Source organism: Pseudomonas trutticola BRTCR10, assembly GCF_056155105.1.
On sequence record NZ_CM149552.1, the window covers coordinates 5,666,913 to 5,681,700 of the forward strand.

Genomic DNA, 14,788 nt, shown 5'->3' on the forward strand with positions numbered 1-14,788 from the left:
CTGCAATCCTCTGGTTACGCATCCGGCAGAGCCTGGAATGGCGATTCTTTGTCCGTACGCTCTTTTTTGCCCCAGGCGGCGATGCCGACCTTGAGTGCATAGAACAGGATGCTGAACACCACAAACAGGAACAGCGCGGTCAGCGTTGCGTTGGTGTAAGCGTTGAAGATCACGTGCTGCATCTGCTCGACGCTTTTTGCCGGTGCCAGCACCTGACCATTGGCCAGCGCATCGCTGTACTTCTTGGCCAGCGACAGGAAGCCGATCGCCGGGTTGGCGTCGAACAGTTTGATGAAGCCTGCAGTCGTGGTGCAGATCAGCAGCCAGGTGGCTGGCAGCAAGGTGACCCAAATGTAGCGCTGACGCTTCATTTTGATCAGGACCACGGTGCCGAGCATCAGCGCGATACCGGCGAGCATCTGGTTGGAGATACCGAACAGCGGCCACAAGGTGTTGATACCGCCCAGTGGATCGATCACGCCTTGGTACAGCAACCAGCCCCACATCGCCACACAACCGGCGGTGGCGATCAGGTTGGCGGTCCACGATTCGGTACGTTTCAGCGCCGGAACGAAAGAGCCGAGCAGATCCTGCAACATGAAACGCCCGGCACGGGTGCCGGCGTCTACCGCAGTCAGGATAAACAGCGCTTCGAACAGGATCGCGAAGTGGTACCAGAACGCCATGGTGTTTTCACCCGGCAGGACACTGTGCAGGATCTGCGCGATACCGACCGCCAGGGTCGGCGCACCACCGGCACGGGCCAGGATGGTGGTTTCGCCAATGTCGTGCGCCACGGCTTGCAGCGCCTCAGGCGTAATCGCAAAGCCCCAACTGGAGACCACTTGCGCAACAGACACCACATCACTGCCGACGACGGCGGCCGGGCTGTTCATGGCGAAGTACACGCCAGGCTCGATCACCGAGGCAGCGACCATGGCCATGATGGCGACAAACGACTCCATCAGCATGCCGCCGTAACCGATGTAACGGGCGTTGGTTTCGTTATCCAGCAGCTTCGGCGTGGTACCCGAAGAAATCAGCGCGTGGAACCCGGACACCGCACCGCAAGCGATGGTGATGAACAGGAACGGGAACAGGCCGCCCTTCCACACCGGACCGGTGCCGTCGACGAACTGGGTCAGCGCGGGCATTTTCAGTTCGGGCATGGTCACCAGAATGCCGATTGCCAGAGCGATGATGGTGCCGATTTTCAGGAACGTGGAGAGGTAGTCACGCGGCGCCAGAATCAGCCAGACCGGTAGCGACGCAGCGACGAAACCGTAGCCGACCAGCATCCAGGTAATTTGCACACCGGTGAAAGTGAAGGCCTTGGCCCACACCGGATCAGCGGCAATCTGCCCACCCAGCCAGATCGAACCGAGCAGCAGCAACACGCCGACCACGGAGATCTCGCCAATGCGGCCCGGACGGATGTAGCGCATGTATATGCCCATGAACATCGCGATCGGGATGGTCGCCATCACGGTGAAGATGCCCCACGGGCTCTCGGCCAGTGCCTTGACCACGATCAGCGCCAGCACCGCGAGAATGATGATCATGATCAGGAAGCAGCCGAACAGGGCAATGGTGCCGGGGACCCGGCCCATTTCTTCACGCACCATGTCGCCCAGGGAACGGCCGTTGCGACGGGTCGACATGAACAGAACCATGAAGTCCTGCACCGCGCCCGCCAGCACCACGCCGGCAATCAGCCACAGCGTGCCGGGCAAGTAACCCATCTGCGCCGCCAGTACCGGGCCGACCAGAGGTCCCGCGCCAGCAATCGCTGCGAAGTGGTGACCGAAGAGAATGTGTTTGTTGGTCGGAACGTAGTCCAGACCGTCATTGTTTAGAACGGCGGGGGTGGCCCGACGCGGATCGAGTTGCATCACATTGTTTGCGATGAACAGGCTGTAGTAACGGTACGCAACCAGATAGATGGCCACGGCAGCGACCACAATCCACAAGGCGTTGATCGCCTCGCCTCGGCGCAATGCCACTACGCCCAGGGCGCACGCTCCTACGATTGCCAGCACTAGCCAGGGTAAGTGGCGTAGCAGGCTATTATTATTTTTCATTTTATTATTCCAGCCAGGGTGGACAAGAAAGACAGCCACCCCGAGTTTAGCGCTTACGGCGCCAAAGGCCATACCCCGACATTGGTCTAGACGCTTTACTGGTTGGCTCGCCCCCGCTTGCGGGGTCTATAGTCAGCAAACCTTCAGGAGGATTGCGCCATGAGCGAGCACCCTGCAAATCGTCGCCGCTTCAAACGAATTGCGTTCGATGCCAGAACCGAATTACGCCAGGGTGAATATATCTGGCAGGTGAAGCTGATCGATCTTTCACTCAAGGGACTGTTGATCGAGAAGCCAGAGCCATGGCTGGGCATTGCCGAGAATACTTTCCATGTCGATATCCATCTGAGCGAAGACGTCCATATCGAAATGGATGCGCAGCTTAAACACGATGATCACGGACAACTCGGCTTCGTCTGCCAGCACATCTCTCTTGATTCGATTCAACGCTTGCGGCGGTTGATTGAACTCAATCTGGCTGACGAAGCCGAGCTGGAACGCGAACTGGGTGCATTGATCGAAATCTAGTGGCAACACAAATCAATGCCCTGTGGCGGACTCTGTGGCGAGGGGATTTATCCCCGATGGTCGCGTAGCGGCCCCAAAAAATGGGCTGCTGCGCAGCCATCGGGGATAAATCCCCTCGCCACAGAATTCACCAGAAGACAGTTTTTTATTCGAAGAGCGCGTCGAGGGCTTGTTCGAGGCGGGTGACAGCGATGATCTGCAAGCCCGCAGGTGCTTCTTTTGGTGCATTGCCCTTGGGTACGATCGCCCGTTTGAAGCCATGCTTGGCTGCTTCTTTCAAACGCTCCTGACCGCTCGGCACCGGGCGCACCTCGCCGGACAAGCCGACTTCGCCAAACACCAGCAGATCATGGGGCAATGGCCGATTGCGCAGGCTCGACATCACGGCCGCCATCAACGCCAGGTCGGATGCGGTTTCCAGCACCTTCACCCCGCCGACCACATTGAGGAACACATCCTGATCGTGGGTCGGAATGCCACCATGACGGTGTAAAACCGCGAGCAACATTGCCAGACGATTCTGATCCAGCCCCAGCGTCACCCGACGCGGGTTGGCCAAGTGGCTGTCATCGACCAGTGCCTGCACCTCCACCAGCATCGGTCGCGTGCCCTCCCACGTTGCCATCACCACACTGCCCGGGACTTCTTCCTGGGCACGGGTAAGGAAAATCGCCGAAGGATTGGAGACTTCCTTCAGGCCTTTGTCCGTCATACCGAACACACCCAGCTCGTTGACCGCACCGAAACGGTTTTTCACCGCCCGCAGCAAACGCAAACGCCCGTCGGATTCACCTTCGAAATACAGCACGGTATCGACCATGTGTTCCAGCACGCGCGGGCCCGCCAGCGCGCCTTCCTTGGTGACGTGACCAACAAGGAAAATCGCTGTGCCGCTTTGCTTGGCATAACGCACCAGCAACGCCGCACTTTCGCGCACTTGGGAAACGCCGCCCGGCGCCGATTGCAGTTGTTCAGTGAAGATTGTCTGGATCGAGTCGATCACCATCACCTTGGGCTTTTCCTGACGGGCGGTGGCGATGATGGTTTCGATGCAGGTCTCGGTCATCACCCGCAACTGGTCCTGCGGCAAGCCGAGGCGACGGGCGCGCATGGCCACCTGCTGTTGGGATTCCTCGCCGGTGACGTACAGCGCTGGCATGCTCTTGGCGAGATTGCACAGGGTCTGCAACAGGATCGTCGACTTGCCGATCCCCGGATCACCGCCGATCAGCACCACCGAACCATCCACCAGACCACCGCCGAGCACGCGATCGAGTTCACCGGACGCGGTGGAAAAACGTGGAATCTCCTCGATGCTGACTTCGGCCAGGGTCTTGATCTGCGCCTGTTGCCCGGCCCAACCGGTGCGGCCGGTGGGCGCGGTGGCGCCGCCGCTCTCGATCATGGTTTCAGTGAGGGTGTTCCAGGCACCGCACTCGCCACACTGGCCGGCCCACTTGGGAAAGGTTGCGCCGCACTCGGTGCAGCCGTACATGCGCTTGGCCTTGGCCATCAGAACCCCCGACAAAAACCGCGATGATAACGCACGTGCCGCCAATCAGCGCGGCGCAGCAGTACGGATTTCCCCGTTGGCCAGACGCGCGGCGCTGTTGCCCAGCCGATCTTGCGCATCCAGGTCGGCACCTTTGGCCTTGAGGGCGTCGAGCAACTCCAGTCGCTTGAACAGACCGGCATACATAGCGGCCGTCTGACCGGCAGCGTTACGTTGGTCGGGGCTGCAATCGGTGGCCATCAAGCGTCGGGCAATCTGTAACTCACCCTTGAAAATCGCGCCCATCAACGCCGTGTTACCGCGCTGATCCTGAGCACACGCATCGGCCCCGGCGGCGAGCAATCGTTCCACCGCTGGTGCCTGCCCGTGATACGCCGCCAGAATCAGCGCGGTGTAACCCTTGTCATCGCGAGTGTCGAGGGAGTAACCCGATTCGATAAAGCTCTCGAGCATCGGCACATCACCACGCCGGGCAGCGTCGAAATAGTAGTTTTGCAACTGAAGTCTGATAGCGTCGGGGCTCTGCGCATCAGGTGCCGCCCACGCGTTGAATGACAAACAACCGGCCAACATTAAAAGACAGATACGCATCAGCGATCTCCTTGAGCGAAACGGGGCCTGAGTCAGGCCCCGCATTGCATGAGCCTCGAATCAGTCGACCAGTTTGGCCGCCAGTGCCTTGACTCGGCTGAGGTCACCCTTGGCCACCTCGGTCACGCCGGTGCCGTATTCCGGATCGGCCTTATAAAGGAAGGACAGGATGATGTGCTTGCTCTCGTCATCGGTGCTGGCCAGCGAGCCACCGAAGCTGTCGATCAGATCGCGGCGTTCCTTTTTGCTGAACGAGCGATACAGATCACCGGCCTGCTTGAAGTTCTGTTCACGCTGGATCTTCGCTTGCTGAGTGCTGCCCGACAGCGCCGACTGGCTGTAACGAGCGGTTTGCGTTTCTTCACGCGGTTGCACACGGCTCGGCTGATAGTTCACCCCGGAGCTGCTCGCGCCCACGTTCATCGCACCATCCTGATTGCCATTGTTCACCGCAACTTTCGGCGCATTGATCGGCAATTGCAGGGCGTTGGCGCCCAGGCGATACATTTGCGTATCGGCGTAAGAGAACACCCGACCTTGCAACAGACGGTCTTCCGAAGGCTCGATGCCTGGCACAACATTGGAAGGTGCCATCGCAACTTGCTCCGTCTCCTGAAAGACGTTTGCCGGATTACGGTTCAACACCATTTGTCCAACTTTTCGTTCTGGAATACCCGGCCAGATCTTTGTCGCATCCAGTGGATCAAAATCAAACGTGGACAAATCTTGTGGCTTCAGCACTTGAACGTACAAGTCCCATTTCGGGAAGTTACCCTTATTGATATTAGTGACCAAATCCGTCGTCATGTGACTGTAATCTTGCCCTTGAACCTTGACGACTTGTTTTGGCGTTAAGTTGTTAATTCCCTGCAAACTCTTCCAGTGAAACTTCACATAGTGAATTTCGCCTTTGGCATTCACCAACTTGTAAGCATGTACACCATTGCCATCCATCTCTCGATAACTGGCTGGAGTTCCCGAATTGGAATACAACTCGGTCAGCGTACGCGTGGCTTCCGGTACGTGAGAGAAGAAGTCGAAGCGGCGCGAGTCGTCATCCAGGTTAGTGCGCGGGTCGGGTTTGAACGCATGCACCATGTCCGGGAACTTGATTGCATCACGAATAAAGAAGGTCGGAAAATTGTTGCCGACCAGGTCCCAGTTGCCATCGGCGGTGTAGAACTTGGTGGCGAAACCGCGTGGGTCCCGCAGGGTTTCCGGAGAGTGGTTGCCATGCACCACGGCGGAAAACCGCACGAATACAGGCGTGCTCTGGCCGGCGGCAAAGACCTTGGCCTTGCTCAGGTCGCCAAGGTCATTGGTCACGGTGAAAGTGCCATGGGCGCCGGTGCCACGGGCGTGAACCACGCGCTCCGGGATGCGCTCGCGGTCGAAACGCTGCAGTTTCTGGATCAGTTGCACATCCTGCAGCAGCACCGGGCCATTGGCACCTGCGGTTTGCGAGTTCTGGTTGTCGCCGACTGCTGCACCGTTATCGCGGGTCAGGGGAGCGGCCTGCACGGAGAAGGTCAGCAGGCTGGCGGTGAGTAAGCCAATCGTACGGCGATGGGGAAAAGCCCCCAGTCCAAGAGCGGAATTCATATCAGGATCCTCTGGTTTTTTTGGGCGCATCCAGGTGCGCCACACCAAGGCTAGAGGCCTGTGCCGTCGAACATAAATAGAAAGAACGTAACCCCATGATTGAAAAATTTGGCTTTCCGATCAGCAGGTTACGGCGTATTTCGCGCGCGATTAGTGGCACTTTGCAAACTAATCGTCGATTAGTGTGTCGATAAAAACGGGCATTGTAAGAAGGTGTTTCGCGCAGGACGCGTTTTGCTGATTTACACTGCGTACACCAAAACTCATCTGTAACAAGGAAATAACCTATGGGCGTGCTTAGCGAGTTCAAGGCCTTCGCGGTCAAAGGCAATGTGGTCGACATGGCCGTCGGTATCATCATCGGTGCCGCGTTCGGCAAAATCGTTTCGTCCTTTGTCGGTGATGTGATCATGCCGCCAATCGGTCTGCTGATCGGCGGCGTTGACTTCAGCGATCTGGCCATTACGCTGAAAGCCGCCGAGGGCAATGCCCCTGCGGTAATGCTGGCTTACGGCAAGTTCATCCAGAGCATCCTTGATTTTGTGATCGTCGCTTTCGCGATCTTCATGGGCGTCAAAGCCATCAACCGCTTGAAACGCGAAGAAGCCGTGGCGCCTACCCTGCCACCGGTTCCGACCAAAGAAGAAGAATTGCTGGGTGAGATCCGCGATCTGCTCAAGGCCCAGAACACCCGGCCCTGAACCTTCCGCACGATAAAAAACGGCGCCTGTGGGCGCCGTTTGTTTACCAGTAGTTTTCTACCGCGACCTGGCCAGGCCTGCGGGTCAGGCTGAGGTTCATGTGGCGCTTTTTCAGCAGCGCGCGAGTGTCGTCGATCATTCGCGGGTTACCGCACAACATGACCCGCGAGTGTTCGGCAGTCAGCTCAACGCCCGCAGCGCGCTCCAATTCACCGTTCTCGATCAGCGTGGTGATTCGGCCATGCAGCGCATCCGGGTGTTCCTCGCGGGTGACAGTGGCAATGAACTGCAGTTTGTGAATGTGCTCGGCGAGGTAATCACGCTGCGCCAGTTCGGCGATCAGTGTCTGGTAGGCAAGTTCGCGCGCCTCTCTGACGCTGTACACAAGGATGATGCGCTGGAATTTCTCCCACACCTCGAAGTCCTGCAGGATCGACAGGAAAGGTGCCACCCCTGTGCCTGTGGACAATAGCCATAAATCGCGACCGTCGACGAAACGATCAAGGGTCAGATAGCCGAACGCCTGGCGATCGACCAGCAGCGAGTCGCCAACCTCAAGCCGACTCAGCTCACTGGTGAACTCGCCCCCGGGCACCACAATGGAAAAGAACTCAAGAAATTCATCGAAGGGAGATGACACCATGGAGTAGGCACGCCACACGGTGCTGCCATCGGCCCTGGTCACGCCGAGTCGAGCGAACTGACCCGCCCGAAAACGAAATCCCGCGTCGCGGGTTGTACGCAAGGTGAACAGGCTGGGGGTCAAGGGTTGTATGGCCACGAGGGTCTGCCGGGTGAATTTCTCTGTACTGGCTGTCATAGGGCACTCCATTCAACGGTTGCCACCAGTTTCCCGCAAAGCCACGCGCTTAAATACCACCGATTTGTAATGGCATTCAGCACGTATTTCGTGCTTGTAAATCCTGTACAAAACTATGACATTCATGACTAATAAGTAAAACTTTGTAAAAGATGTCACACCCCATATAAAACAATATGTACTTAAGAACTAGTTATTCAGTTTCTACTCCATTCAAGTGCAAAAAAATCAAAACAATATGTAGGAAAGGTCCTACACTCGTTGGCGTGCGGGTCCGGTTGGATCCAAAAAAGCACCCCAGTTATCGCATGGAGCTTTGGTAATGGAAACGTGGAAGGAGTCGCAGTTAAAGCAACTGACTTTCGCCAAAGGTATAGATTCGGCATATCCGATATTGCTCAGATTTGCCGAAAATCTGGGTTTTAACTTTTGTGCGATATCGGTTACTTCGCCCCGGCAGGTCACGCAATTAAACGCCTTGCAAATCAACAACTACCCTCAAGACTGGAATCAAAAATATGAAAAAGACAACTTCAATCAAATTGATCCCGTAATAGCACACTGCAATCATTCAATGATCCCCATCGTCTGGAATGAAAAGGCATTCTCAAATGCCCCACAACTATGGCAAGGGTTGAAGCAACAGGGTCTGCAACATGGCTGGTCGCAATCGTTCCACCACGAGGAAAGCGGCTTGTGCTGCATTCTCAGCCTGGCACGCAGGCATTGCCCGATCAGCCCGCTGGAGTTGTATGAGCATTTTGGCTACATCTTTTACGCCGCCAGCCACCTCAGCGAATTGTTCGCCCGGACCTTACCCAAGCAACCTGCCAAACCCCGGCAGCCAAAACTTTCGTCACGAGAACTGGAAATCATGCAATTGTCCGCCGGCGGAAAGACGGCCTATGAGATCTCCAAGATCCTCAGCCTGAGCGAACGCACCGTGAACTACCACGTGCAAAACGTGATCGAGAAGCTCAACGTCTGCAACAAGATTTCCGCCGTCATCGCGGCTGCCAGAGCCGGAATTATCTGACCGATGTCTTGGTTGACGCCTGAAAACCTGCGGGTATTTCGCTGAAAAAAAACGTACCATTTGTGGCCTTCCTGAGTGATGGCGTGATTTCCCCGCGCCGCAGTCCACTCGGTCGGTTCCGCCGCACAACACCAAGGCTGCGGGACACCCGTCGATTACCCTGAGTCCCCGTCCCATGCCTTTGCTCGATACGCCCTTTGCCCAACTCGACCTGATCCGCCAGCCCGAACAGCAGAACGAACCGCTGCAAGCTTTCGATGCCGCCGACGAATACCTGCTCAATCATCTGGCTGCGCAGCAACCGACGACCGACACGCGGGTATTGGTGCTCAACGACAGCTTCGGTGCGCTGGCCGCCAGTTTGCTGGGCAAGGTTGACGTCACCAGCAGCGGCGATTCGTTTCTGGGCTTTCAGGGGCTGGAAAAGAACCTGCTGCGCAATGGCCAGGCGTTCGACGCCATTCGCGGGATCCCGGCCAGCGAGCCGTTGCTCGGGCCGTTCGACCGCGTACTGATCCGCGTCCCGAAAACCCTCGCTTTGCTGGAAGAACAACTGATTCGGCTGCAAGGGCAGTTGGCGCCCGGCGCTGAAGTGATTGCGGCGGCGATGATCAAGCATTTACCGCGCGCCGCTGGCGATTTGCTGGAGCGCTATATCGGTCCGGTTCAGGCCTCACTGGCGGTGAAAAAAGCCCGCTTGCTGATTGCCACCCCAGAGGCGAAAGCCGCGGCGGTGTCGCCCTACCCGACCCGCTATCGCCTCGACACGCCAGCCATCGAACTGCTCAACCACGCCAATGTGTTCTGCCGCGAGGGACTGGACATCGGCACCCGCGCCTTTCTCCCGCATTTACCGAAGAATCTTGGCGGCGCACGAGTCGCCGACCTGGGCTGCGGCAATGGTGTACTGGCGATTGCCAGCGCCCTGCAAAATCCGGATGCGCAGTACACGCTGGTCGACGAATCATTCATGGCCGTGCAATCGGCTGCTGAAAACTGGCGTGCCGCGCTCGGTGATCGCGAAGTGATTGTGCGTGCCGGGGATGGTCTGGCCGGTCAGGAGCCACAATCGCTGGACGTGGTGCTGTGCAATCCGCCGTTCCATCAACAGCAAGTGGTCGGCGATTTCCTGGCCTGGCGCATGTTCCAGCAGGCGCGCGAAGCGCTGGTGGTGGGCGGTGCGTTGTATATCGTCGGCAACCGTCATCTGGGTTATCACAGCAAACTGGCTCGGCTGTTCCGAGGCGTCGAGCAAGTGGCGGCCACCCCGAAATTCGTGGTGCTCAAAGCGCGCAAGTAACCTGCGGGCAAAAAAAAACCTCCATGCGGAGGGTTTCAAATCCGTCCCCGAGGGCGCCGGGGACGGGGTGATTCAATGAGTGGTCAAGCCTGCCGCATTCATGAACATGCGCATCAGGCTGGCGGCGATAAACAGCACGCCGACACTGCCTGCCCAGATCAACGCCAACCAGCCGAGCCGCTGCCACAGCGGTTTTTTTTCGGCTTCTTCAATGTCGTGCAGGGAATGTTTGCCGGTCATTGTTTCGATCCTCATTCAGAGCGGGCGTCGCAGCCGACGCCATCGTCGGAACGCCGCCCGGAGCAAGCCCGCTGCCACAGGTTCAGTGATAACCGTCTTCATGGGTGACCTTGCCGCGGAACACGTAGTAGCTCCAGAAGGTGTAACCCAGGATGAACGGAATGATGAATAACGTGCCCACCAGCATGAAGCCCTGGCTTTGCGGCGGCGCGGCAGCGTCCCAGATCGAGATCGACGGCGGCACGATGTTCGGCCACAGACTGATGCCCAGACCGCTGTAGCCGAGGAAAATCAGCACCAGGGTCAACAGGAACGGCATGTAGTTGGCATTGCGCGCGACGGCGCGAATCAGGCCATACATCGTCACCAATACCAGAATCGGCACCGGCATGAACCAGAACAGATTCGGCATGCTGAACCAGCGTGTGGCGATTTCCGGGTGCGCCAGCGGGGTCCACAGGCTGACCACACCGATCACCGCCAGCAGCACAAAGGCCAAGGGCCGCGCCAGATTGTGCATCTGCTCTTGCAGCTTGCCTTCGGTCTTCATGATCAGCCAGGTACAGCCGAGCAAGGCATACGCCACCACTAGCGCAGCGCCGCAGAACAGGGTGAACGGAGTCAGCCAGTCCAGCGAACCACCGGCGTATTGCCGATTGACCACCGGCAAACCGTCGATGAACGCGCCGAGGGCCACGCCCTGGAAGAACGTTGCGGCCACCGAACCGCCGATAAACGCCTTGTCCCACAGGTGACGCTTGTCGTCCTTGGCCTTGAAGCGGAACTCGAATGCCACGCCACGGAAAATCAAACCGATCAGCATGAAGATCAGCGGCAGGTACAACGCCGACAGCACCACCGAATACGCCAGTGGGAACGCACCGAACAAGGCCGCGCCGCCGAGTACCAGCCAGGTTTCATTGCCGTCCCAGACCGGGGCGACGGTGTTCATCATTACGTCACGGTCAACCTTGCCCGGGATGAACGGGAAGAGAATCCCGATCCCCAGGTCGAAGCCGTCCATGACCACGTACATCATGATGCCGAAGATGATGATCACGGCCCAGATCAGCGGAAGATCAATACCCATGAGTCAAATCTCCTTGGTCAGGGTGACGTCGTCGCCGTGGTCGGCATCGGCCGAATCGTCGGCAGCGGACAACGGACGGGCCGGCGTGCGTTTTTTGCCCGGGCCACCTTCCGGCGTTTCTGCGCCTTCGCTGATCTTCGGCCCTTTGCGCACCAGACGCATCATGTAACCGAGGCCCGCACCGAACAGGGCGAAATACACCACTACAAACATGATCAGGGTGATGCTCATCTGCATGAAGCTATGGTTGGAGGAGGCATCCGCTGTACGCATCAACCCGTAGACCACCCACGGCTGACGACCGATTTCCGTGGTGAACCAGCCGGCAAGAATCGCGATCAGGCCGGACGGCCCCATCCACAGCGCCAGGTACAGGAACGGACGCGAGGTGTAGAGGGTGTCGCGTTTACGCAGCCACAAACTCCACAGACCGGTGAAGATCATCAGGAAACCGAGGCCGACCATGATCCGGAACGACCAGAACACGATGGTCGAATTCGGCCGGTCTTCTGGCGGAAACTCCTTGAGCGCCGGTACCTGCTTGTCCAGTGAGTGGGTGAGGATCAGGCTGCCGAGATACGGAATTTCCACGGCGAATTTGGTTCTTTCCTCTTTCATGTCCGGCCAGCCGAACAGGATCAGCGGCGTCGCCTCGTCGCCCTTGTTTTCCCAGTGGCCTTCGATCGCGGCGATTTTCGCCGGTTGATGCTCGAGGGTATTGAGGCCGTGGAAGTCACCGATGACCGCTTGAATCGGCGCGACAATCAACGCCATCCACATCGCCATCGACAGCATGGTGCGGATCGCCGGGTTGTCCTTGCCGCGCAGCAGGTGCCAGGCCGCTGACGAGCCGACGAAGAACGCCGTGGCGACAAACGCTGCAGTCGCCATGTGCATCAGGCGATAAGGGAACGACGGGTTGAAGATGATCGCCAGCCAGTCGGTCGGAATCACTTGGCCGTTGATGATCTCGAAGCCCTGCGGGGTTTGCATCCAGCTGTTGGAAGCGAGAATCCAGAAGGTCGAAATCAGCGTGCCGATGGCCACCATCACCGTGGAGAAAAAGTGCAGGCCGCGCCCGACCTTGTTCCAGCCAAACAGCATGACCCCAAGGAAACCGGCCTCGAGGAAGAACGCCGTGAGCACTTCATAAGTCAGCAAAGGCCCGGTGACAGAACCGGCGAAGTCCGAGAATCGGCTCCAGTTGGTGCCGAACTGATAGGCCATGACCAACCCGGACACCACGCCCATGCCGAAGTTGACGGCGAAGATCTTCGACCAGAAGTGGTAGAGGTCACGGTAGGTGTCGTTACGGGTTTTCAGCCACAGGCCTTCGAGTACCGCAAGGTAACTCGCCAGACCGATGGTGATGGCCGGGAACAGGATGTGGAACGAGATGGTGAACGCGAACTGAATTCGGGCGAGATCGAGTGCCTCTAAACCGAACATATGGCTTCCTCTGTCAGGTAATACCGGTTGCGGGCCCGGAGGCCTGCACCCACTGCCCCCACGGATATGGAGTGCGGCGAATTCTGATTCGTTCTTTTTAAACAACCATCGCAACGCAGGGAGTCTGGCCAACGGGCCACCGGATCAATTCCTTCTGGGGTCTTGATCTGGATCAAGCAACGTTCAAAGAGTAGTCCCATTTGCGACGAAGAACCGCGTGGTCGTTTGCCGCGTGACAAGTTGCCTCATTGCAGCTGCAAGGCTCTGAAATACATTTGTCAGATGAATGAAGTCCCCTGTGGCAAGGGAATTCATCCCCGATCGGCTGCGCAGCAGTCGCAAATCCGACCCCGTTATTCATCTGAAAGAGCTGAGTTGAATGCTATCGGGGATAAATCCCCTCACCACAAGGGAAATCTCACAGGCAGGAAAAATCGATGTCTGGCTAACTAAATTTTTTGTCATAGCAACTTCCTGTTACAGACTGGTGATAACCTCGCGATTCTCCCCCGAGCCAGACCTGCCTTCAGATGCCCAGCCAAGAGCCTTTGCTGTTACGTCACCATCGCCCCTTCCTTGCGTTCTGGTTCGCCCGGATCTTCACCGCCAGCGGTTTTCAGATGCTCACCGTGGCGATTGGCTGGAACCTCTACCAACTGACCGGCAACGTGCTCGACCTGGGTCTGGTCGGCTTGGTGGAATTCGCCCCGCGTGTGCTGTTCATGCTGCACACCGGGCATGTCGCCGACCGCTACGACCGACGCAAAGTCGCAGCAATCTGTCAGTCATTGCAGGCATTGATCGCCCTGGCACTGGCCATTGGCAGTGCCACCGATCACGTCACCCGGGAAATGATCTTCATCCTCGCCTTCCTGCTCGGCGCGGCGCGGTCGTTTGAAATGCCCACCACTCAAGCGCTGCTGCCAAGCATTGTGCCCACTGCGCTATTCCCGCGAGCCGTCGCGGCAGCGCAATCGGCACAACAATCGGCGACCATCGTGGCGCCAGCCCTGGGCGGGTTGCTCTACGCATTCGGCAGCGTCTGGGTCTATGGCCCGACGGTGCTTCTCTATGTGATTGCCTGCTCGCTGATGCTCAACCTGCCGGCGCGGCAGACACCTTTGAACAAAGGCAAAGCCACGCTGGATTCGCTGCTGGCCGGGATCCGCTTCATTCGCAGCCGCCCGGACATTCTCGGGGCGATTTCGCTGGACCTGTTCGCGGTGCTGCTCGGTGGCGCAACGGCGCTGCTGCCGGTATTCGCCAAAGATATTCTGCTGACGGGCCCCTGGGGCCTGGGCCTGCTGCGTTCGGCACCGGCAGTGGGGGCATTGGGAATGTCACTGTTTCTGGCGCGGTTTGCCGTGGAGCGCAACGTCGGCCGGGTGATGTTCACCGCAGTCGGCATCTTTGGCGTCGCAACGATTGCCTTCGGCCTGTCGACCTCGTTCTGGTTCTCGCTGGCGGTGCTGGTGGTGCTCGGCGCGGCGGACATGATCAGCATGGTGATCCGCGCCTCCTTCGTACAACTGGAAACCCCTGACGAAATGCGCGGCCGGGTCAGCGCGGTCAACGGCTTGTTCATCGGCGCCTCGAACCAGTTGGGCGAATTCGAATCCGGCCTCACCGCTCACTGGTTCGGCACCGTACCGGCGGTGGTCATGGGCGGCATCGGTACGCTGGTGGTGACGGGAACGTGGATCAAGTTGTTCCCGACGCTGGCCAGACGAGACCGAATGACAGAGTTGGTCGAAGAGGCGAAGGCTTAGTTTTCGTTTACCGATACAGCACACCAACACAAATTAATCGAAAAGGTGCGGTACATAGATACCGCATC

13 protein-coding genes are annotated in these 14,788 nt (G+C 58.1%); 5 read left to right on the top strand and 8 right to left on the bottom strand.

Annotated elements, in window-relative coordinates; all coding sequences use genetic code 11:
- Positions 1 to 14: 14 nt before the first annotated feature.
- Positions 15 to 2,081, bottom strand: a complete 2,067-nt coding sequence (locus tag ACVVH8_RS25730; protein WP_103303619.1) for a carbon starvation CstA family protein — start codon at positions 2,079 to 2,081, stop codon at positions 15 to 17.
- Between the two features lie 159 nt (positions 2,082 to 2,240).
- Between ACVVH8_RS25730 and ACVVH8_RS25735 the strand changes: the two genes are divergently transcribed.
- The gene (locus tag ACVVH8_RS25735; RefSeq protein ID WP_103303620.1) at positions 2,241 to 2,609 is read left to right on the top strand and encodes a PilZ domain-containing protein; all 369 of its coding nucleotides are present in this window, start codon (positions 2,241 to 2,243) and stop codon (positions 2,607 to 2,609) included.
- A 145-nt stretch (positions 2,610 to 2,754) separates the two neighbouring features.
- Here ACVVH8_RS25735 and radA read toward each other — a convergent pair whose 3' ends face one another.
- From radA to katB, 3 genes are read right to left on the bottom strand one after another with little or no spacing between them, the layout of a single operon-like run.
- Positions 2,755 to 4,122, bottom strand: a complete 1,368-nt coding sequence (radA, locus tag ACVVH8_RS25740) for a DNA repair protein RadA (protein ID WP_003228407.1) — start codon at positions 4,120 to 4,122, stop codon at positions 2,755 to 2,757.
- A gap of 45 nt (positions 4,123 to 4,167) precedes the next feature.
- Entirely contained in the window at positions 4,168 to 4,713 is a 546-nt protein-coding gene (locus ACVVH8_RS25745; RefSeq protein ID WP_475227005.1) for an ankyrin repeat domain-containing protein, read from the bottom strand.
- A gap of 60 nt (positions 4,714 to 4,773) precedes the next feature.
- Positions 4,774 to 6,315, bottom strand: a complete 1,542-nt coding sequence (gene katB, locus ACVVH8_RS25750; RefSeq protein ID WP_475227008.1) for a catalase KatB — start codon at positions 6,313 to 6,315, stop codon at positions 4,774 to 4,776.
- A 287-nt stretch (positions 6,316 to 6,602) separates the two neighbouring features.
- Here katB and mscL point away from each other — a divergent pair, with 287 nt between their 5' ends.
- The gene (gene mscL, locus ACVVH8_RS25755) at positions 6,603 to 7,016 is read left to right on the top strand and encodes a large-conductance mechanosensitive channel protein MscL (RefSeq protein WP_103303624.1); all 414 of its coding nucleotides are present in this window, start codon (positions 6,603 to 6,605) and stop codon (positions 7,014 to 7,016) included.
- A 43-nt stretch (positions 7,017 to 7,059) separates the two neighbouring features.
- On the opposite strand, the gene ACVVH8_RS25760 is transcribed toward mscL, so the two are convergent.
- A complete protein-coding gene (locus ACVVH8_RS25760; protein ID WP_475227011.1) occupies positions 7,060 to 7,836 on the bottom strand; it encodes a ferredoxin--NADP reductase in 777 nt (258 codons plus the stop codon).
- A gap of 322 nt (positions 7,837 to 8,158) precedes the next feature.
- Here ACVVH8_RS25760 and ACVVH8_RS25765 point away from each other — a divergent pair, with 322 nt between their 5' ends.
- Together ACVVH8_RS25765 and ACVVH8_RS25770 are read left to right on the top strand one after the other, a co-directional pair.
- Positions 8,159 to 8,872, top strand: coding sequence for an autoinducer binding domain-containing protein (locus ACVVH8_RS25765; protein WP_213026639.1), 714 nt, complete (start codon positions 8,159 to 8,161; stop codon positions 8,870 to 8,872).
- Positions 8,873 to 9,047: 175 nt separating this feature from the next.
- A complete protein-coding gene (locus ACVVH8_RS25770) occupies positions 9,048 to 10,172 on the top strand; it encodes a methyltransferase (RefSeq protein WP_103303627.1) in 1,125 nt (374 codons plus the stop codon).
- Positions 10,173 to 10,244: 72 nt separating this feature from the next.
- Here the strand turns inward: ACVVH8_RS25770 and ACVVH8_RS25775 are convergent, their stop codons facing one another.
- The 3 genes from ACVVH8_RS25775 to ACVVH8_RS25785 all read right to left on the bottom strand — a co-directional run bounded on the left by ACVVH8_RS25775 (position 10,245) and on the right by ACVVH8_RS25785 (position 12,951).
- A complete protein-coding gene (locus ACVVH8_RS25775) occupies positions 10,245 to 10,412 on the bottom strand; it encodes a DUF2474 domain-containing protein (RefSeq protein WP_103303628.1) in 168 nt (55 codons plus the stop codon).
- A gap of 82 nt (positions 10,413 to 10,494) precedes the next feature.
- Positions 10,495 to 11,502: a cytochrome d ubiquinol oxidase subunit II gene (cydB, locus tag ACVVH8_RS25780; RefSeq protein ID WP_103303629.1), complete on the bottom strand. Its 1,008-nt coding sequence runs from the start codon at positions 11,500 to 11,502 to the stop codon at positions 10,495 to 10,497.
- Between the two features lie 3 nt (positions 11,503 to 11,505).
- Complete coding sequence (locus ACVVH8_RS25785; RefSeq protein WP_103303630.1) at positions 11,506 to 12,951, bottom strand: cytochrome ubiquinol oxidase subunit I; 1,446 nt, start codon at positions 12,949 to 12,951, stop codon at positions 11,506 to 11,508.
- Between the two features lie 530 nt (positions 12,952 to 13,481).
- On the opposite strand from ACVVH8_RS25785, the gene ACVVH8_RS25790 reads away from it, so the two are divergent.
- Positions 13,482 to 14,720, top strand: a complete 1,239-nt coding sequence (locus tag ACVVH8_RS25790; RefSeq protein WP_103303631.1) for an MFS transporter — start codon at positions 13,482 to 13,484, stop codon at positions 14,718 to 14,720.
- Positions 14,721 to 14,788: the final 68 nt, after the last annotated feature.